Genomic DNA, 20,213 nt, shown 5'->3' on the forward strand with positions numbered 1-20,213 from the left:
CGCATGCATAAGCAGCATACCCGCAGAATCTACAATAGCGGTCCTGCCTTCCCCCATTCAGATCCTCCATTAGGCGTACTGCCATGATCAACCGATCAACGAGGGCGGCCCCTCTGTTTGCTATAAACATACGGGACACCAGTCGCCCATGCTATGGGCCACAATAGAGATTTTGGGTAACAGGTCTTCGCCGAAACCAACTACTTTCAATTCTTTACTTAACTTCCGGCAATATCTGAATAGGCTATAAATTCTCGTAATCAAAACTGAGCATTAACGGATATGGTTTCCATACGTGTATCCATTTTCATACTTTCCGTAATAGAGCGGTATCTCCAAAAATACCATGTATGATAACGGCAGCCTGTCAGTCTCAGATAATACTTTGAGCTTTCTTTTATCTGCCCCGGATTTGCCGTCGTATGCCATGCATTATCTTCAAAATAATGCAAGGTCAATGTCTCCGTTCGCCGGCAGCAGCAACTTCTTAAAATACAGTTTTATAGAACCGAACAAAACTTCTTGATGTAATGGAAGGCGCTACCAACGTGCCGGCTGTTGGTGCAGGGAAGTGATTCACCCGGATGTTCCCCATCCTCATCAGTATACCCTACCGGAACATATAATCCCCTTTCTTGTCATACGCATAAGGAACAACAATTTCGTCATACGCTTCTATGGAACGGCTTTCGGACTGCTGCTTATTAGGTATAATGACCAGTTCTTCTCCTTCGCGTAATACAGGAAAGTCTCTCCCATTTCGAGGTCCTATTTCAAGCGCTATACCCGGTCGGCCAGCTCTGCAGTTCCAACATATGGAAAAGGAGACGCGTCACTTAAGGCATTTCCCCATATTGTCGCAGGAGGATAGATATCGGGAGTAACAGCATTATTGAACGGGCGGTGACCATCTCTTTTTGTGTGACAAGGGTTGCAGCAGCCTGCCCCTTCAGGAGCTTGATGGAAAACACACCGAAAGGTTCCTGAGGCGACAATTCCAGTTCTTTATTAGGCCCAATTACCCGAAGCTTGAAATTAAAACACCGCCCAATCTGCGTTTGGACTTGTTACTAAATGGAGACCTCCGCTCTTCTTCGTCTAATTCATCAATACTAAGAGGCGGCTGATCAAAATTCCTGAGATCAATATCTGGCTGCGTACTTACAACAATCTTTATATAGTCGGTAATTTCTGTAACATTAAATTTATAATATCCATCGTCTATAAAAAGCTCTATAAGATTAAACAAACGATGATTTCCATCTTTCACCTTCAGCTGTATTTCAGCGCCGTCTTCAACCAGAGTATTTTCCGATGCATCAATATATCCGGTGTTAATCCCAAACAAAACTATCGAGGTAGATGGCCTTTACGTAACATTTACTGAGATTTGAATTAGGATTGATTTTATCGAAAACTGAATGGGGAGGAAGTCGTTCTTGTAGGAAAAGTCATTGTGATTCCGGAGCTACTTCAATTTTTCTCCCCTAATGCCTTCTATATTATCTTCCGTAATCTCCTCACCTTCTATCTTCTCTAAAGTAAAACACGAAATCATCTGCTTTAAACCTTGTATTCCGGTTTCCAACTGCTTCACAGTACACCACTTTCCTACTAAATTTACATTAGTCAGAAATACTTCGGAGATGTCTCTGGTTTAAATAGCGGGATATCATTATAAGCCGAAGTCAGATAGTAATACTCCAAACCGCCTTTACTAAAAAAGCCAACCAGATAGTCTGTCACAGATGCCTCCGCTATATCAAGCTGTAAATAGTGATAGGGATTTCGATCTTCTTTTGTCAATCTATCCAATGCAGACTCATTTTTCCTCAAGGCAGGCGATATACCTACAATGATCCGCTTTGTAGCCAACTCGGTAACGTATGCCTTATACTGGTTACTTTTCACGTCTAACTTACTCAGCATTTCACCAGACAATACCGATCTCAAGGCGCTGGTTTCTGTCACCTCCGCTTTATATCGGTGCCTTCAATTTCCACCATCGTCCTGTAAGTCGGCGATTGCGAAGGCGCAATACCCTGCAGCCGTCCGGCTATCATTTCCCAGCGGTCTTTGGCAGCATTAAAACGCACTTCAAAGGTCGGCTTGAATTTAACCGGCTCGCCACTGATAAACGGTAAGTCAAGGTCCTCATCAGTACTGGCATACGTAACAGGGTGCTGCATACTATTGGCGATAGCCACGGTAGCAGCAAGGCTCCGCTCCAGATTCCTGTAGCTTAATACCGTAGCACCACTCCATAAACAATTCCTGCAGTTTACAGGAGAATAGTCCGCCATCCATGTATCGCGGGCCTCCTCATCATCCCGACAGGCGGCCATATGTACATATCTGGCCGGCTTTATCTTTAAACGGCCGTCTTCGATCTCATAAAAACCCTCGTTATAGCCCAGATAATCGGACAATGCTAATTTCAGTCCGGAAGACTCCACCTGACGGTTTTGAATCTGCGCTTCACGGGGAGCCAGACTCCTCGTATTATCAGCGCTATGACAGCAATCCATCACAAGCAGACAATGCACTTTCGACTTTTGATGCAAGGTCTTGTACAGCAGATAGGCCAGCTCCTTATCTACCACATCCGGACACCCGGCTTCCGGCTGTCCGAACAGACAATCGTCTCCCATTGGGGATTGCCCTTATCCGGACGGAATCCGGGTGGCATCTGCATGGTGGAACCATGACCGCTGAAGTAAAAAAGGCAGATGTCTTCGTCGCTGGCATTCCCAAGGTGATCGAAAGCCTTTTGGGTGACATTCACAAAATCAGGTGCATGGTAATCAAACGAAAGACCATGCTCCTGCTGATAGTCCTGAATGGAAGTATCTCCGTCTCTGGGTGACAGTAAATAAAGCGGATGATAAGTAATAGAAGACGCTATCTGAGAAACACATATCTTCCGTAGTATAGCATCTATATTGAGGATATCTTTTACGCAACCGTTCAGTCTATTGACAGCTTCGTAATGATTGATCCCAATCAGAACTGCGTAGAGATTTTTCTGGGGCATCTTTTTTCATTTATAGGGGTCAGATTGTAATGTAGCCGTGGTAATTTTGAAAGTCCTCCGATATTTTGAGACTAGTAGTGTCTGATAATCCGTACGTCCCGCTGTAGCGCGTGCTCATTCTCTAAAAAGGCACTTAATCTTTTGAGGTTCAAATCGTAGTACCAATTTAAAACAAATACCGAACTCTTCGTTAACAACTTGTTAACAGCATTATTTTGCCGCGCCTCACATAACAGAAAAGCCCGTGGAATTTCACATTCCACGGGCTTTTAAAACTTCAGGTCTGGTAATTATTTTTTCTATAACCGGCATTTCCCATCTGAGAACCTGCCAGCGGAATATAGTAATTAGCAGCATCTACTTTTGCTGATTGTACAGTCGGGAACTTCTATTCGCCAGCGTGCCTGTACCTTCTGTAAAAATAGCACCCACTTCAGCATAAATATAGTTTCTTACCGTAATCGTGGTAACACCGTTAATAGGTCTGATGAACGCATTGTTATTAATGATCTGCGCTGTCCTCATACCAGTACTGCCGTTCAGACGAAGGCTGTTACCTTTTGTCCATGCGATCGTATTGTTGGTTATTCTTACTACCGCATTCGCAGTACCCCGGATACTCAAACCTTCCCCCTGATTTTTAGCAAACAGGTTATTGTTGATGATATGCGTAGCACCATTCTCACCGGAACCATAGAATTGCAGCATTTCACCCCAGCCATCATGTACCCAGTTGTCATGTACATTGGTATTCGTTGTACGGCCACCAATCAGAATACCACCATTATGAGAACCATCTTTCTGCAATGCCCAGTTGGTTACCTCATTATTGTATACCTCCAGTTGATCGATCGCAGCTGTCTGAATACCATCCAGACCTATATCCTTACAGGTATTATTGTAGATCTTCACATTACGCCAGATCACAGGTTGTACATACTGATGACCGGAAGTCATAGCAGAAGTAGAACCGTAATAAGGTGCATTCGCTGTCAGATCCCAGTAAGTAGCTGTATGACCAATATACATCGCCTCATTGGTGGTATTCTTAATCAACACATCATGGATCTTCAGATTCATCATAGTTGTATTAGGATAAGCCGTGCTTGCATCTCCTTTCACCGGATCCGTTTTTGCCACAATACCATTACCACCGTTCTGGATAGTCAGATTAGATACTTCGATGTTATCTGTCTTGTTGCCAAGCTGCAGATCATAATAAGACGCTTTTGCAGCTGCAGTAGAACCACTGATAATAACGGAGGACTGACCCGATTGTCCGCCGAAACGGATATAATGACAATTCCAGAATACACACGCCACACCGTATGCACCACCATTCCACGCAGGATTACCGATCGTTACGGTGTTACCTGCAAGATTACGTACTGTTATCGGCGCTGATGCACTTCCACTCATGTTAGAGATCTGCAGTACTTTGATTGTCCCTTTAAGATTAATGATGTCTCCTGCTTTGTAAGTACCGGCAGAATTGTCAATTGCCAGTCGGCCGGTAGCATCCGGAAGCAATGTAAATTCTCTTCCTGTAGCCGTTGCTGTAACAGCCAGCTCACTGTCTGCATTTAATTTTTCCTGAATGGCTTCTTCTTTTTTACAGCTTGTAGACAAGGCAAGGATAGACGCACAGAGCAATGCCTGCGCCACGTAGGTGCGGTTCTTCTTCATGATGTAGTTTAAAAATATGGTTAAAATTTTCTCGCGTCGCAAATATAGAAAACGCAAGGTGATTCTCTAATAAAAAAATTATTAACTAGGATATGAATTAACTAAAGCATTTATGTTAAAGAAACATTTAGGTCATATGATTATTCTATTGGTCAGTACGTGTACGTGTACCATGTACACTAAAAAAATGCCGGAATGCCGCCACCGTGGCGAATATCTGAAAATCAACCAGATATGTAGTTTCCAACGGACTTGTCCATTCCATGTGCCGGAATTTTCTTCCGGAATGTGGAAAAAAATTTTCTCATGCGTCCGCTAACTCATATACGCTGACATCTCATCTTACCCTCATACAAGTATCAGATAAATATATTGGACACTCTCTTCAATCAGGCCATGACAGCTAATTACAATAGAAACGTCTGTCAATATTCACTATAACTGAAATGAATAGTATAACATAACAGCAAGCGGCACTCTAACATCGTTCGCATAAATGACAAATAAAAAAGCTGCCGGTATTATTACACAGCAGCTTTAAAGTATGACAGCACGTTTTATTTCTTCTCCAGTGCAATTTGTGCACTCTGCACCAGTATCGTATCATTTGCAGTCATTGCTTCAGACAATGCAGGATTTACAAAATTCAACATTGGATAATCCTGCGATAATTTAAAACAAGTGATTGTTGCCGGCATACCAAATACATATTCTATGTGCGTATTGATCGCCATAAAGTATAATGTAGGCAGATAATACTTTCCACCTTTGATCATAATCGGATAGGTCTTACGGTATGTCGTACAGGCACCACCCGGACAGTTACTCAGCGGTGTGATCTTCGCTACTTTGTCATGCGCCACATCACAGGGTGCAGTTCCTGCTTTTGGTACATCCGTCGCATCTATTTCTTCCAGCACCATACTCGTATCTGTTTTGCTGATGATCTGCGTCAGCTTCGTATTGAAACGCACCTTGTTGTCAGCCAGAAAATCTACGGCAATGGCAATATGATGATCAGTAGCGGAAGTCTGATTCCAGTAAAAATACTTTCTTAAAGAAGACTGCTCATCAGGAAGATGAATGTCAAGAAACTGTTTAATGGTCTCCGCATCATATACGATACCCGTTTTGGTATAAAGGGCCAGATCCTGTATTTCGAGGGTCGTACCAGATTTGTAAGATTCCTTTACATCGTCTCCGAAGGGGTTCGTTTGTTTGTCTTTGGAGCATGCGAAGCATAATACCGCGAGGGAAAACAGTGAAAATAAAGCCTTTGTGTTCATTTGTTGGCGTGTGTTGTGTTGTTAATAGTGAAAAACATGGTTTAGACTAAGACACCCCAACTTTCATTTGCCCTTATCGGACTCTTCTATTTATCATAATCAGCTATTTCTGCGAAACTCTGGGCCATTTTGTATTTTGCCTTCACAAACCAAAATCCCGCCATGTACCGACACATATTTTTCTGCTGGCTATTAATATTGCCATGCACTGTATTGAACGCCCAAATTTGCATAACCAGTTCCCCCCTTCCTATAACGAGGAGATGCAAAGGTTATTGATACAGTCCACAGGCAATTACCTTTACGGCGTGTCTCAGGGACAACTGGACAGAGACAGTGCCAGCCTTTTCGCAACGGCCACTTATAACGTCAGCAGATTAATGCCCTATAATGAGGGATATAAAAAAGGTGGAGACTATCCCGGCCAACAGCTGATAGACGCAGGCAGGATAGCTGAAGCCGCAAGCCTTGTACATACCATGAAAGGTAACGCCAGATTGCAATTATTGGCAGAACTCGGCAATTACTATCTGCACAGGCCAGGTAGTGAGCCGTCTGACCTTGAGGAGGCTGGTAAATTTATGCAGCAACTCCTGCAGGATAGCCAGTCAAAAGGTGATAACTTCTGGCTGCTACAGAGTTACTGGCTGCTGGGAGCGCTCTATGCTGACCTCGGCGATATTGCAAAGAGTCAGCCTTATTTCAGTCAGGCAGTATCACTCTGCAGAAAATCAGGTGACAAACGGGCATTGGTACGCGCGCTTATATATCAGGCCAATGGACTACCGGTAGGCACGCCCCGGAAGGAAACCGATTTTCAGGAAGCATTAAAAATAGCAAGGGAAAATAAATGGGGCATGCTGGAGTATAACATTATGCATCATACAATACTGGAACACTTCCGCACAAACCCTTCCGTAGTAGAACAAGAGATGATGGATGCACTGGCACTGGAAAAAAAGATCGGCTTTCTTCATCATCAATACTCCTATACTAATATCTCCTATATGCATGGCCTGAGAGGTGACGCCATACAAGGTGTCAGATATGCAGATCTGGCCGTACAGGCAATGGAGGCGACAAAAGATACTGTCTTTTCAACTGTTATCTGCATGCGACTGTCACAGATGTATAACAATGCTGATGAAATAGCAATGTCTCATCTCTGGAATGATCGTGCACTAAGTATTCCCACTGACAAAAGAAACGCAGATATTATGGTATAAAAGCTTTCTCTCCAAAGTGGCTTTGTTTCGCCGGAAAAAAAACCATTGGAAGCGATCAGGTTAATAGACAAATTCAATCGTCTCCACCCTCCGGAAACGATGTACAACAAAATGATGCTGAGCATTCAGCTTGCTGGTGCCTATGAGGAGTCCGGCGACCATCAAAAAGCATTGAAGCAATATCTGTTATTTCTGGATATCGTAAAAAACTTTCCCCCACAATTCGTCTATGCAGAAACAATCGGATCTTATAATGCGGTAGCCAGATTTTATCTCGAAACAGGCAACTTTGAACTTGCCCGTAAGTACGCCTCTCTTACGCTGGAACACCCTATCGGCAAAATGTCAGCACCTGAACTGGCCAATACCTACAACATGTTATACCGGATCGACTCTTCCAGCGGCAACTACCTGTCGGCACTAAAATACATGCGTCAGTACATGTATTACCGGGATTCTGTATTCAGTATTTCCCAACGTAAAGCAATGGACGGCATGATCATAAGATATGAAACACAGAAAAAAGATCAGGATATCCGTATTCTGAAGCAAGACACACAACTACAGAAAGCGAAACTGTCCCGTTCATCAATGGTGAGTAAGATCACGCTTGGCGGTGTAGCACTCTTACTGATCATCGTCGGACTACTTTACAACCAATACCGTATTAAACGGAATGCCAGTCAGGATGCACTGGCCAGAAATGTGGCATTGCAACAACTCGTAGATGAAAAAGAATGGCTGCTACGTGAGGTACACCATCGTGTCAAAAACAATCTTTAGACGATCGTCAGCCTGCTGGAATCACAATCTGCCTACCTTCAGAACGAGGCATTACTGGCCATACAGGAGAGCCAGAACAGGATCTATGCCATGTCCCTGATCCACCAGAAGCTGTACCATGATGAAAACGTATCATCTGTCAATATGGGCGTCTATCTGCCTGAACTCGTGCAGTACCTGCGACTCAGCTACAATGTTAAAAACAATGTCCTCTTCAATGTGCAGGTACATGACGTAGAACTGGACGTATCTCAGGCAATCCCTTTAGGGCTGATCGTCAATGAAGCCGTGACCAATGCTATCAAATATGCCTTCCCTGTACCACAGACCGGCAATAGTATCAGCATTTCATTGCTTACCAACAATGAACGTGCTCAACTGACAATTACGGATAATGGTGTAGGTATCCCACAGGAGATCCTGCAGGGGAATGTACGCGGACTGGGATTAAAACTCATCCGCGGACTGGCAAACGACATAGAAGGAGCGCTTTTACTGAAGAATAACGGAGGTGCGTCAATTACGATTTCCTTTGAAATAAGTCATCCGCTGCACAGTGTTACCGCCAATACCGCCACCACTACAACAGCATAAATACATGCGCAGGTATAATTGCCTCTGATAAAGGCGATTATACCTGCTACCATCAATAACCAAGCTGGCGCAATACCTCCAGCGTGATCCTCTTCCGGCAGGCGCCAAATTCAGGGTTAAGTTCACTCATAACCACCTACCCTTGTCCAGCCGGTTTTTGAACGTATCACGTGGCCATCAGTGTCTTCTGTCACCATCACCCGTTTTAATATATCTATGTTCCGCTGAGAAAAAGGCAGTTTATTCTCAAACACCTTTACCAGCAATTCCACCTGATTACGTGGTGACACTCCGAAATTACCAAAGTTCCAGAAGTCAGCCCCTTTTTCGGAAAGGTCACCATTGCCATAGTGACATCGTTCCAGATAAGTACGATAACGCTTACGCCCTATCTTCTTCGCCAGTTCAATAAAAACCCATCCCGCAGATACCTGAAAAGCCTCTTTTACAGTCATATCATGATAGATATCCGGACGGTAGCCATATAAAACGGTATCCGTTGCACCCACCCATTTTACGACTTCGTTCTCATTTTTGATAACACCGGTTTCCAGTGCAATCAGGAGATTAATCACTTTAAAGGTTGAAGCAGGCTGCGTGGTATGCAATGCATCAGCACTGTCGCTGAACAGCCATCGCTGCTTGTTATAATCATAAAGAGTAATACTGCCCTTCACTTTACAATCAAGGAAAGGCTGCTGCAGGTCTGTCTGACCATAAACGCCGCGGAAGATGAACAAACAGAAAACAAAAACGGGAAAGTATTTCATAAACGGGTGTGATTTACGCCACCCAATTTTTGAAATATTTCCCGTATAACAAAACTTTTATTATGCTCAGAAAAGGATGCCTCCATCTTCAGGCACAAAGCAGCGGTCTGACAACCGATGCTCCTGCAAGGCTTTCCGGATTTCCTCACGGGATTGCTTACCGTGATTCACTGCCTCCAGATGTACTACCCATACACTCGCAGCAGGTGCGTGGTTACATACCTGTAATATATCCGGAACATCCATCACGATAGCATCTCCCTCTATAAAACGGGCGCCGCCACCGTTGACAATGATCTTTGCCGGCTTGTACTTATCCAGCGCCTGCTGCACTTCTTCACACCAGATCGTATCTCCCGCGATGTAAATAACCTCTGCACCATCACTGATCACATACCCGGATACAATACCCATTCGCTCACCTATCTGTCCGGTACCATGCCGGCCACCCGTACGACCGATCTTTATACCCTCCCATATCAGTTCATCTGCGACTGGCGTGACGTTCTTAAAACCCTGTTCCCTGATAGAAGCTTCATTAACGGGCTGACACAGTACCGGTATGTTTTCAGATAGTAACTCCCGGGCTTTATCATCCCAATGATCGGAATGGATATGGGTCAATAAAACAGCGTCAGTATGTGTAATGAGGTCAGCCAGCTGCTGTTCGCTCAGCGGAAGGTCTACCAGTGGATTACGGCGATCATTGCCGGTAAAGTCAAATGCATTATACGTTCCTTTAGGTGCCAGGTACGGATCCACGAGGATCGTTTTCTCCCGGACAGTCAGCACCAGTGAAGCATTTCTCAGTAATTGTACTTTCATCATATTCGTTTAATTTTGACAGCACGAAGATGAAGGAACTGCTCCGTAATCTGATGAAGGTAACTTTTAAGTAACCTGTTTACATTTCTGTAACCATGAACTATAACGAATTTAAATATTGCGGTCTGAATGTGGCTCTGGGTGTATTGTCTGGTAAGTGGAAACCGGTGATTCTCTTTTATCTCTTCCATCAGGAAGAGATCAGGTTTACAGAGTTGTGGCGGGCTATTCCCAAAGTGGCGAAGAAAGTGCTGCTGGAACAATTGCGGCAGATGGAACAGGATGAATTAATCATACGGGATGAAAAGAACGGCTTTCCACCTGAAGTCTGGTACCGCATTTCAGAAAAAGGTAAAGCATTAGGTCCGGCGCTGGCAGCTCTGGAATCATGGGCCAACGAACATGCTGCTGAAAAGGTAGATATGTTGAAGTCCCGGCGTAAAGTGACATTGCGTTAGTCGCCGGGAACATACATTATACAGTTGCAAGGTGACTCCTAGACCTCATTGGTGTCATCTATTTCCGTGTGGTTACGGCGTACAAACTCTCTTACTCTCACCGGGTCATCTCCTACTATCTCAACGGCAGACAATATTTCCTGCGGGGATACACCCAGTTCTTCCGCCAGATCTGCAATTACAAAAGTCTGTTGGTGCTCGTTAGTCCTTCCACCATCTCCCTGAAACTCATGTTTTTCCATATTATTTGTTTACATTGCTAAGAGCATAAAACATGCCACGGGTTGTGATCGTCCAATAAAATTCATCTTTATGGAAGCTATCGTTAAAATACTATCCGCAGACTACGTTACCCATGACGTAAGGAGATTCAGACTGGAAAAGCCGGCAGACTACACTTTCACACCCGGTCAGGCAACAGAGCTATCTATCAATATAGAAGGCTGGAAAGATAAACGCAATCCTTTCACTTTTACCGCTCTGACAGATGCTCCTTATCTGGAATTTACTATCAAGATCTACCCTGAGCATCAGGGTGTCACTCATCAGCTTAGTCTGCTGAATCCCGGAGATGAACTGATCCTGCGGGAATCGTGGGGGGCGATCGAATACAAAGGTCCCGGTTATTTCATCGCGGGTGGTGCTGGTATCACGCCCTTTATAGCGATCTTCCGGCAATTGCATACAGAAGGAAAAGCCAGAGATAATAAACTCTTTTTCTCTAACAAAACAGATGAAGACATTATTCTGGCGGAAGAACTAAAAACCATATTGGGAGATAATGCCCACTTTACAGTCACGCGGCAGCAGGATAGCCGGCATGATCAACGGCGTGTAGACAGCGACTTTCTGAAAGCTGAAATTGACGACTTTAGTAAACATTTCTACATATGCGGTCCTGATCCAATGGTGCTGGAACTAACCGCTACACTGGAGCAACTGGGAGCCCAAACGGATGCACTGGTATTTGAAAAATAGACCTCTTTTATCTGATTATAGTTGCCATCATCTTGTGTATCTGATCACAGGACGATGGCAATTCCTTTTTCCGGGACGGATACAGGATTTACCAATATGGATACATATAAAAGCAGTACGATACTGAATTTTGCAAGGAATAAATAAGTACCTTGGACGCCTCCTCTCCGGAGGATAACTAACACAACACAGATATGTCATATTGCAGCGCTATCGAATTCATGTCAGCAGAAAAGAAAGCTATTCACAAGGCTTATCATGATCAGCATTACGGCTTCCCTATCCATGATGATAATGAACTGTTCTGCCGCCTGATCATGGAAATCAATCAGGCAGGTCTCAGCTGGGAAACCATCCTGCGGAAAGAAGCCGGTTTCAGGAAAGCCTATAACAATTTCAATATCAAAAAAGTAGCTGCCTATACCGAAGCTGACCGCGAAAGATTAATGGCAGATCCCAATATAATCAGGAACCGGCTGAAGATCAATGCTGCTATTGAAAACGCCAAAACAATCCTGCAATTACAAAAAGAGCATGGTTCCTTTGAGAAATGGCTGGAAGCACATCATCCAAAAACCAAAGAAGAATGGGTAAAACTGTTTAAGAAAACATTCAGGTTCACTGGCGGTGAAATCGTGAACGAGTTTCTGATGAGTATTGGTATGCTACCCGGTGCACACAACAGCACCTGTGAGATCTACAAAAAGGTAGTAAAAGCCAAACCACTCTGGGCCGTAAAACAATAAGCCGGACTTATAACGAAGATTTCATACTTTGTCGGAAGGATTCCATCTTACAACTATGAACAACGCTTCCAGAAGACATTTCATCAAACAAAGCGCAGCGGGACTACTCGGTGCTTTGTATACCACACAGGGACTACCGCTTCCTCCTCTGCACAACCCGAACTACAGACGCTTTGTCAGGAACTGGTCGGTATCTGGGGACAACGCTTACTCTGTCTGCAGATAACAGACAAAGACGATCCCAATTACGGAACACTGATCTATCCGCAGGAAAACATTATACATGGCAGAATGGGAGATTGTATTTATCCCTTCCTGCACCTTGCGGCCAGCACAAACGACCATCGGTATACAGATGCAGCAGTATTACTCTACCGCTGGATGGAACGTACTGTAAGTCAGGAAGACGGCTCATGGTTAAACGAACCCAAAAAGGGTGCGTGGAAAGGAACCACGGTCTTCTCCGCAATTGCACTCGCCGAAGCGCTTAAACATCATGGCGCATTACTTGACGCTCCCTTGAAACAGGAGATGACTGCCCGTTTAAAGAAAAGCGGCGACTTTATCTATAATAACTTCACGATCGATTACGGCAATATCAACTATCCCATCACAGCGACTTACTGTCTGTCCCTGCTCGGTGAACTACTGGGTGAAAAGCGATTCAGGGAAAAAGGAAAGGAACTGGCTCATAAAGCCATGTCTTTTATCACACCTAAGGACAAACTATTATCAGGCGAAGGCGGTCCTTATTACAGTAAAAGCCCGAAGGGCTGTCTTTCCGTTGACCTGGGATACAACGTGGAGGAATCTCTACCCTCCCTCGTATTGTATGCTAAACTCACCAATGACGAAGCTGTTTTACAGTCTGTCCGGGAACTATTGTCCGCACACCTTGCCTTTATGCTGCCAGATGGTGGCTGGGATAATAGCTGGGGTACCCGGAACTACAAATGGACTTATTGGGGCAGCAGGACCTCTGATGGTTGTCAGCCGGCCTATGCACTAATGGCCGACAGCGTACCGGAATTCTACAAAGCAGCCCTTGTCAATACCCAACTCCTACAGACCTGCACCCACGATGGTCTCTTACATGGTGGTCCGCATTATTTCTCTCATAAAGCACCTGTCAGCCTCCATCATACGTTCTGTCATATCAAGGCTCTGGCCACAATACTGGATCATGGTATTCCAACGCCACCCAGAACCTTTGCCAAAGTGACCCTACCACGGGAACAGGCTTATGGCAGTAAGTACTTTGAGGACATACAGACAGGACTGATTGCTGTAGGCAAGTTCAGGGGAACGGTAACAGCATACGACCGTGATTATAAAGATTTTAAAGGAGGCCATGCTTCCGGTGGTGCACTGTCTATGTTATGGCATGAAAAGGCGGGTATCATACTGGCAGCCAGTATGAATGAATACCAGTTATATGAGGCAGGTAATATGCAACAGGATACCGACCCGTTATCCATCTGTCTGACCCCGCGTATCGCTTTGGAAGAAGAAGGAAAGATTTACATGAACATTCAGGACTTTGGCGCCAGAATGGCTATTGATGATAAAGATGGCGAAGTCACGGTGCTTACCAGTGCTTCATTGGTAGATAAAGATCAACAAGGGCCCGCTTCAGGCGATATCGCATGTACGACTACCTGGCGCTTTTCCAAAGACAAAATCACGCTACGCTTTAAACACAATGCTCCTGAGCAGCAGGGTGTCCGTATCATTATACCTCTGATTTCTCCGGCGACAGAGGAATTTCGCATTATAAAGCCGGAATTAGCGGAGATATCCAGAATGGATCTGAAAGTGCGGGTAAAGGCTGATAAGCCCTTAAATCTACTCCCTATGACGGGAAAAAGGGTGTTTAACTATGTTCCCGGACTGGAAGCAATTCCTTTCTATAGTAATGCCGGCGAACTGGAAATAGTGATCAGCATTGGGTAGCATGACGTAAGGCAGACCATTGCAGACTGTAGCTGCTGACTGTCGGAACTAACACTTTTAAGCATACCGGTGATGCAAGGCATCACCGGTATAAAAAAATATTAAGCATTTCTCTCTTCTTCAGGAAGATCAGCTGTCCCATATGATAACCGGCATGTACGGTACGACTTACCAGTACATTCAGCTTATTACGGTTTGGCTCTTTGCAAAGTCTTCTTCCGATACACTCATGTGTCTTGATAACCAGTCCTGCGCGGTCATCTTACTGAAATGCGCTGTCAGGGTAGCATTTACATTCTCCCAGTATGTTCTCAATTCAGCCATAGACGGGATATCATCAAATGTTCTGTCAGGATTTCTGCTGAACAGCGTTTCCAGTTGAGGATACAGCCTTTCTCCCAGTCCGAACAGTGGTAACAGTCCGTCGTTAGTAGCTGTCAGATGCCCCAACAGATAAATAGCCCTGCTTCTTCCAGGCGCTACTTCTTCCATATAATCTTCATCGGCATATTTGGCAAAGAATCCTGTAACTCTCTTATTCTGAGACTCCCAGGTATGCAGCAGCTGTCCGATGATCTGTTCAGTCTGCGCTATTGCGATATTTTCAGCTTGTGTGCTCATGGTGGTATGTTTTCCTGAGCAAAGATATATGATAAATTGATCAACATAAATATTTCGATTAATTACATAGAAAAGAGACTTTACCGTCCAGATAAAGTCTCTCATATAAAAAGCCCGGAGGCGGATATTTGTTTACGCTAATTTTCTCTCTGCAGCTGTCTGAACCAGTTAGGTTCCTCCGACAACACAAAGGTAGCAGGCAGCCATCAGTCTTTTCTGTCGCCTGTCTTTCAGACCAACGGGCCTTAACCTTAATTTAATATAATATGCTTTTACCAAACTCTATATTTGAACGTCATTATGAATGTTGTTCAGGATACAGACAAACTATTGCTAACTGCGTTAAAGAAAGGCGATGAACTCGCCTTCAGCGTCTTATACGACCGTTATTGGGCGGAATTATACACTATGTGTTACCGCAGGATAGGTGATGAAGATGCTGCAAAAGACATCGTACAGAACATATTTGTGAATCTGTGGACTTCCCGTAAAGAGATCCTTATAGAAAATACCCTCGCCCCTTATCTCAACAGGGCTGTCCGTAACAGAACCATCAGCTTCTACAAAAAGAACATGGCCAGTATGAGCCGGGACGCACAGTTTCAGCATGAGCAGGTACAATACGCGCCTGATTCCAGTCTGGATGCCAAAGAACTGGAAGCCGTCATTAATGATGAAATAGCCAGCATGTCAGATACCATGCGAAAGGCTTTTGTATTAAGCCGTCATGAAAACAAGTCTATCCGTGAAATAGCAACAGAGCTCTCCCTTTCTGAACAAACTATTAAAAACAATATCTCTCAGGCACTCGACAGACTGAGAAAGAAAACACAATCCTTCTACGCAGAACCAGCCAACATTCTTGGTGTGCTCATTATCCTGTTAACAAAACCGTAACCTGCAGTTAACATTGGGCGGCGGTACTTTCCCTTTTTTGCTGGGTTGAGTTATTATATGGGTGATATAAATAATTCTTCAGACAATCAGGACCAACAGGCGAATGCGTGGTATGACAGTACCAATGATGCGCAGCCTTTTGATGCATTCGGCAGTACCGAACGACAACAACAGATCGGTAATGAGATCTACGATCGTATCACAGCTACCATCTCCCGTAAAAGGCAGCGGACATTTCTCGTACTGAAGATCGCGGCAGCTGTTGTAGCTGTGATCGTCAATACCGTATTCCTTGTTCATTATTTCAGAAAGCCGGTTGCACAGCAGGATACCAGCTGGGTAAGTGTCAGTACACATACAGGAGAAACCAGTACGATTGTGCTGCCTGATAGTAGTACCGTTACCCTGAAGGCAAATTCCCGTATCACCTATTTAAGCGCATTCACCCATGGAGATGAACGTAATGTGAAACTGGAAGAAGGAGAAGCCTTCTTCGATGTGAGAAAACATGCCCTCCTCCCCTTTACCGTACATGCAAAAGGACTCCGCATCAAAGTACTCGGCACCTCTTTTAATATAAGCGCCTATAGCAATCAGCCGGACTTTAAAGTGGAAGTAATGAGTGGTAAGATCCGGGTAGAGCGGGATGATGCATCCGGTACAAAAATACTGGCGGCAGAAATGACCACTGACCAGTGTCTGACCATGAATAAAAACACAGCCAACTATAAAATAGAAACGAGAACATTAGCAACCATACCAACACGGAAAGCAGCGCACGTAACACGATCACTCTCCTTACAGGAAATCGGACAGGCACTCGGGGACCGGTTTAACCTTTTGTACAGCTGAATAATCCGGAGAATGACACTTCTGTTTATACAGTAGATCTGGAACATGCTTCCCTTGATGACATATTGAGAACCTTATCAGCAAAAACAGGCTTTAGCTATACCATCGTTAATAAACAACACCTGATTATACAACCTAAAACCACCGATCAATGAACTAAAAGGGTACAATAAAAAAGCAAGAGTGTTGACGCACCCTTGCTCCTATGCCAGAGGTAATGAAGCACCTCTTTCATTAATTATTTAATTAACTGAGTAACTAAAAATTAATTAAAACATCACAAGATGCATCTTTTTCTACAAAGAATGATAAAGAATTTTGTCATTCACACAACCTTTATTGCCAGCTCACTTCTTTTTCTTTTGTCCTGACTAATGCCAACGACAGTTATGCGCAGTCCACAGACGCTTCCATCTCCGGTAAGATAACCGGTAAAGACGGAAAGGGACTCTCCGGCGTTTCTGTTACCGTTCGCAACGAATCAACAGGCTTCCAGTCTGTCTCCATCACCAATAAAGAGGGTAAATACTCTTTCATCCAGTTACCCCTCGGTAAACCCTACACCGTAAAAGCAGCCTTCGTAGGTTTTGCCACACAGATCAAAACCAGCTGAGCGTAAACCAGGGTGACAACCTGATACTGGATTTTACCATGAGCGAATCTGTCAGCAAACTCAAAGAGATCATCATCAATGCTAACACCCTCAACAAAAGGATTGACCGTTTGGGTTCCAGTACCGCAGTAACCGCACAGAATATTCAGCAGCTGCCGGCACAAAACAGGAACTTCAATAACTTGTCTGCACTCGCGCCTACTACCAATGGTACCAATATCAGCGGACAACGTGCTTCCTCCACCAACTTCCTGATCGACGGCGCCAGCGCAAGAAACAACCTGACCTCCGGCGCCCTGGGTAGCGGTCCCTACTCCCTGTCCCTCGAAGCGATCCGTGAGTTTGAAGTGATCACCAACGTATATGATGTGACACAGGGCCGTCAGGGCGGTGGTGCTGTAAGCGTAGTTACTAAGTCAGGTACTAATACACTGACCGGTAGCGTGTTCGACTACTACCGTTCCGATTTCCTCGCCAGTCCTTATGATATCAGAGGTAACAAACGTCAGCAACAGTTCACGACCAACCAGTATGGATTCAGCCTTGGTGGCCCGATCATTAAAGATAAACTGCATTTCTTCGCAGCACTCGACAGACAGGATGAAAAACAACCGTTCTACATCGCTGACCTGAAAGATGACAATGATATAATCGCTAACCGTATCAGCAGAGGTGCATTAGATACACTCCTCAATATCGCCCGTACCAAATATGGTCTGAGCAATAATCCACAGGTGGGAGAATTCCAGCGTAAAACACTGGCGAATACCTTCTTCCTGCGTCTGGACTGGCAGATCAACGCAAAGAACCGTCTGACCATCCGTAACAACTATAGCGACTGGAAAAACCCAAACAGCAACAGCGATAACTCTAATATCAACCTGTTTGAAGTATGGGGGAATTTTAAGTCAAGGGAAAACAGTACACTGGCGTCCTTACGTACACAGTTTACGCCTACCTTCCTGAACGAACTGAAAGTACAGTACCAGTCTGCTACCCGTAACTATTACCCGAACAGCGAACTGCCTTCCGCCAATATCCCACGTGCGATTGTAACCGTTCGTTCCTTCCTGCCAAATGGTACAATGGGTAATACGACCGTACAGCTGGGCGGACAGCGTTTCTTCCCTGAAAGCAATCTGGAAAACCAGATACAGCTGGTGAACACCTCTTATCTCACCAAAGGCAAATACCGTTTTACCTTCGGTACAGATAATACGCTGACCTATCTGGACACTTATATTTCCAGCGAACAGAACGGCCGTTTCATCTTTAACAGTCTGCAGGAATTTGCAGATATGAACCCATCCCGCTATGCCAGAGAAGTACCTTTAAAAGGTATTCCTTCCGTACAGCAGTGGATCCTGAATGCATCTCTCTTCGGACAGATGCAGTTTGAACCGGTAAAGAACGTAGAAGCCCTCATCGGTGTAAGATGGGACCTGACCAGTTACCTGAGTCAGGCAGACTACAACCCGGCTGTTGAAAAAGCTTTCGGCTTACGCACTGACAGTAAAATCACTGATGCCGGTAAGATCCAGCCGCGTTTACAATTGACATGGGATATCAAAGGCAATAAAACAGATATCGTGCGTGTAGGCGCAGGTCTGTTCTCCGCTTATCCGGTGAACTATGCGCAGGTAAACAATATCCAGAACAGTGGCACCATGGTAGCCTCTATCGACGTATCCCGTCCTGCTACAGGCACCAGTCTGGTACCAGTACCAGATTTCGTTTCCTACAGAAAAGATCCTTCTACTGCACCGGGACTTATCAATGGTGTACCGACAGTATCAACCATCAACCTGAATGATCCGAATCTGAAAATGCCTTCTATTTTCAAAAGCAATATCAGCTATAACAGGATCTTCGGTGACTGGCTGCGTGTAGGTGTGAATTTCCTCTACTCTCATACCAGCAATAACTACGTATACCTTGACCAGAATCTGGTAGATCAGCCGTATTTCCGTCTTGCAAATGAAAACAACAGAGCTGTATTCGTTCCTGCAAACACGATCACTGCCAATGGTACTACCAACAATGTACTGGGAAGAAAAACACAGGATGTGGGCAGAACACTGATGCTGACTAATGGAGCTAAACTGAGACAGGCTGCTGTGATCGTTGATGCAAGTCTGCGTTATTTCAAAGACGGTTATTTCAACGTCAGCTATACATGGAACGATGCGAAAGACAACTCTTCTTACAATGGTAACGTGGCAAACACCTCTACTTTCAGAGCAGTAAAATCTGATCCGAGAGACCTGACTGAAATGAACTATTCCGATAACCAGTTCAGACATAAGATCGTATTGTACGGTGCTACACCAAACTGGAAAGGATTTGTATTTGCCGGTACCTTCAGAGGTTTATCAGGCACCCGCTACTCCATGACCATAGATGCAGATATCAATGGTGACTTCGTAGGTGGTCCCGGTACTGACAATGACCTGGCTTTTGTATTCGATCCGAACAACCATAATACACCAGCTGACGTGAAAGCTTCTATGGAAAAAGTCCTGAGCAATCCGGAAAACCGTGCAAAGAAGTATATCACCCAGAGTCTTGGCAAAATAGCTGACCGTAACGGTGGATCTAATCCTTTCTCCGGTACATTTGACGTAAGACTGCAGAAAACTTTCAAAACATTTAAAACACAAGGCTTGACCTTTAGTGTTGATGTGTTTAACTTCGCTAACCTCCTGAATAAGAACTGGGGTGTTAACTACAACCTTGGCGATCAGAGCCTTTTATTCGTAACAGGATTTGATCAGGCTACAAAAGAATATAAATACCGTGTAAACGAGAATGTGGGCGTTACGACCAAAAATGGTACGCCATATCAGGTACAGCTGGGCGCCCGCTATTCATTCTAAGCTAAATTATCATAT

The 20,213-nt window shown here is 44.5% G+C and carries 22 protein-coding genes; 13 read left to right on the forward strand and 9 right to left on the reverse strand.

Annotated features, from left to right (window positions below):
* Positions 1-1,018: 1,018 nt before the first annotated feature.
* The 5 genes from FEF09_RS26315 to FEF09_RS26335 all read right to left on the reverse strand — a co-directional run bounded on the left by FEF09_RS26315 (position 1,019) and on the right by FEF09_RS26335 (position 6,006).
* Complete coding sequence (locus FEF09_RS26315; RefSeq protein ID WP_146307869.1) at positions 1,019-1,348, reverse strand: hypothetical protein; 330 nt, start codon at positions 1,346-1,348, stop codon at positions 1,019-1,021.
* Positions 1,349-1,967: 619 nt separating this feature from the next.
* Positions 1,968-2,651 carry a hypothetical protein gene (locus tag FEF09_RS26320; protein ID WP_146307870.1) on the reverse strand — a complete coding sequence of 228 codons (684 nt, stop codon included), beginning with the start codon at positions 2,649-2,651 and terminating at the stop codon, positions 1,968-1,970.
* Positions 2,597-3,034 (reverse strand): caspase family protein, encoded by a 438-nt coding sequence (locus FEF09_RS26325; protein WP_146307871.1) that lies wholly within the window; start codon positions 3,032-3,034, stop codon positions 2,597-2,599. The genes FEF09_RS26320 and FEF09_RS26325 overlap by 55 nt, the downstream gene beginning before the upstream one ends.
* 357 nt (positions 3,035-3,391) lie before the next feature.
* On the reverse strand, positions 3,392-4,720 hold the full coding sequence (locus FEF09_RS26330; RefSeq protein WP_261387789.1) for a right-handed parallel beta-helix repeat-containing protein: 1,329 nt from the start codon (positions 4,718-4,720) through the stop codon (positions 3,392-3,394).
* A gap of 557 nt (positions 4,721-5,277) precedes the next feature.
* The gene (locus FEF09_RS26335; protein ID WP_146307872.1) at positions 5,278-6,006 is read right to left on the reverse strand and encodes a hypothetical protein; all 729 of its coding nucleotides are present in this window, start codon (positions 6,004-6,006) and stop codon (positions 5,278-5,280) included.
* Positions 6,007-6,269: 263 nt separating this feature from the next.
* Here FEF09_RS26335 and FEF09_RS26340 point away from each other — a divergent pair, with 263 nt between their 5' ends.
* The 3 genes from FEF09_RS26340 to FEF09_RS26350 are packed head-to-tail and all read left to right on the forward strand — an operon-like array spanning position 6,270 to position 8,609.
* Positions 6,270-7,232, forward strand: coding sequence for a tetratricopeptide repeat protein (locus tag FEF09_RS26340; protein WP_146307873.1), 963 nt, complete (start codon positions 6,270-6,272; stop codon positions 7,230-7,232).
* A 45-nt stretch (positions 7,233-7,277) separates the two neighbouring features.
* Positions 7,278-8,015, forward strand: coding sequence for a hypothetical protein (locus tag FEF09_RS26345; RefSeq protein WP_146307874.1), 738 nt, complete (start codon positions 7,278-7,280; stop codon positions 8,013-8,015).
* Between the two features lie 12 nt (positions 8,016-8,027).
* Positions 8,028-8,609: a sensor histidine kinase gene (locus FEF09_RS26350; RefSeq protein WP_315898193.1), complete on the forward strand. Its 582-nt coding sequence runs from the start codon at positions 8,028-8,030 to the stop codon at positions 8,607-8,609.
* A gap of 122 nt (positions 8,610-8,731) precedes the next feature.
* On the opposite strand, the gene FEF09_RS26355 is transcribed toward FEF09_RS26350, so the two are convergent.
* Together FEF09_RS26355 and FEF09_RS26360 are read right to left on the reverse strand one after the other, a co-directional pair.
* Positions 8,732-9,379 carry a penicillin-binding transpeptidase domain-containing protein gene (locus FEF09_RS26355; protein ID WP_261387790.1) on the reverse strand — a complete coding sequence of 216 codons (648 nt, stop codon included), beginning with the start codon at positions 9,377-9,379 and terminating at the stop codon, positions 8,732-8,734.
* 66 nt (positions 9,380-9,445) lie between these two features.
* The gene (locus FEF09_RS26360; RefSeq protein WP_146307875.1) at positions 9,446-10,207 is read right to left on the reverse strand and encodes an MBL fold metallo-hydrolase; all 762 of its coding nucleotides are present in this window, start codon (positions 10,205-10,207) and stop codon (positions 9,446-9,448) included.
* 92 nt (positions 10,208-10,299) lie between these two features.
* On the opposite strand from FEF09_RS26360, the gene FEF09_RS26365 reads away from it, so the two are divergent.
* Positions 10,300-10,662 (forward strand): winged helix-turn-helix transcriptional regulator, encoded by a 363-nt coding sequence (locus tag FEF09_RS26365; protein ID WP_146307876.1) that lies wholly within the window; start codon positions 10,300-10,302, stop codon positions 10,660-10,662.
* A 38-nt stretch (positions 10,663-10,700) separates the two neighbouring features.
* Here FEF09_RS26365 and FEF09_RS26370 read toward each other — a convergent pair whose 3' ends face one another.
* Positions 10,701-10,904: a DUF3606 domain-containing protein gene (locus FEF09_RS26370; RefSeq protein ID WP_146307877.1), complete on the reverse strand. Its 204-nt coding sequence runs from the start codon at positions 10,902-10,904 to the stop codon at positions 10,701-10,703.
* A gap of 70 nt (positions 10,905-10,974) precedes the next feature.
* Here FEF09_RS26370 and FEF09_RS26375 point away from each other — a divergent pair, with 70 nt between their 5' ends.
* The 4 genes from FEF09_RS26375 to FEF09_RS26385 all read left to right on the forward strand — a co-directional run bounded on the left by FEF09_RS26375 (position 10,975) and on the right by FEF09_RS26385 (position 14,339).
* A complete protein-coding gene (locus FEF09_RS26375; RefSeq protein WP_146307878.1) occupies positions 10,975-11,640 on the forward strand; it encodes an FAD-binding oxidoreductase in 666 nt (221 codons plus the stop codon).
* 194 nt (positions 11,641-11,834) lie between these two features.
* Positions 11,835-12,386 carry a DNA-3-methyladenine glycosylase I gene (locus tag FEF09_RS26380; protein WP_146307879.1) on the forward strand — a complete coding sequence of 184 codons (552 nt, stop codon included), beginning with the start codon at positions 11,835-11,837 and terminating at the stop codon, positions 12,384-12,386.
* Between the two features lie 55 nt (positions 12,387-12,441).
* Positions 12,442-12,612, forward strand: coding sequence for a hypothetical protein (locus FEF09_RS31040; protein ID WP_186774546.1), 171 nt, complete (start codon positions 12,442-12,444; stop codon positions 12,610-12,612).
* Positions 12,613-12,677: 65 nt separating this feature from the next.
* On the forward strand, positions 12,678-14,339 hold the full coding sequence (locus tag FEF09_RS26385; protein WP_146307880.1) for a hypothetical protein: 1,662 nt from the start codon (positions 12,678-12,680) through the stop codon (positions 14,337-14,339).
* Positions 14,340-14,519: 180 nt separating this feature from the next.
* On the opposite strand, the gene FEF09_RS26390 is transcribed toward FEF09_RS26385, so the two are convergent.
* A complete protein-coding gene (locus FEF09_RS26390; RefSeq protein WP_222597165.1) occupies positions 14,520-14,960 on the reverse strand; it encodes a DinB family protein in 441 nt (146 codons plus the stop codon).
* A gap of 300 nt (positions 14,961-15,260) precedes the next feature.
* Between FEF09_RS26390 and FEF09_RS26395 the strand changes: the two genes are divergently transcribed.
* The 5 genes from FEF09_RS26395 (at position 15,261) to FEF09_RS26405 (ending at position 20,198) form a co-directional block, all read left to right on the forward strand.
* Positions 15,261-15,857, forward strand: a complete 597-nt coding sequence (locus tag FEF09_RS26395; protein ID WP_146307881.1) for an RNA polymerase sigma-70 factor — start codon at positions 15,261-15,263, stop codon at positions 15,855-15,857.
* Between the two features lie 57 nt (positions 15,858-15,914).
* Positions 15,915-16,709: a FecR family protein gene (locus FEF09_RS26400; protein ID WP_146307882.1), complete on the forward strand. Its 795-nt coding sequence runs from the start codon at positions 15,915-15,917 to the stop codon at positions 16,707-16,709.
* Positions 16,710-16,747: 38 nt separating this feature from the next.
* On the forward strand, positions 16,748-16,864 hold the full coding sequence (locus FEF09_RS35020) for a hypothetical protein (protein ID WP_409994887.1): 117 nt from the start codon (positions 16,748-16,750) through the stop codon (positions 16,862-16,864).
* 269 nt (positions 16,865-17,133) lie between these two features.
* A complete protein-coding gene (locus FEF09_RS33790) occupies positions 17,134-17,322 on the forward strand; it encodes a carboxypeptidase-like regulatory domain-containing protein (protein ID WP_261387800.1) in 189 nt (62 codons plus the stop codon).
* A gap of 38 nt (positions 17,323-17,360) precedes the next feature.
* The gene (locus FEF09_RS26405; protein ID WP_222597167.1) at positions 17,361-20,198 is read left to right on the forward strand and encodes a carboxypeptidase regulatory-like domain-containing protein; all 2,838 of its coding nucleotides are present in this window, start codon (positions 17,361-17,363) and stop codon (positions 20,196-20,198) included.
* Positions 20,199-20,213 lie beyond the last annotated feature (15 nt).

It is taken from the genome of Chitinophaga pinensis (assembly GCF_007896845.1).
Lineage (GTDB): Bacteria > Bacteroidota > Bacteroidia > Chitinophagales > Chitinophagaceae > Chitinophaga > Chitinophaga pinensis_C.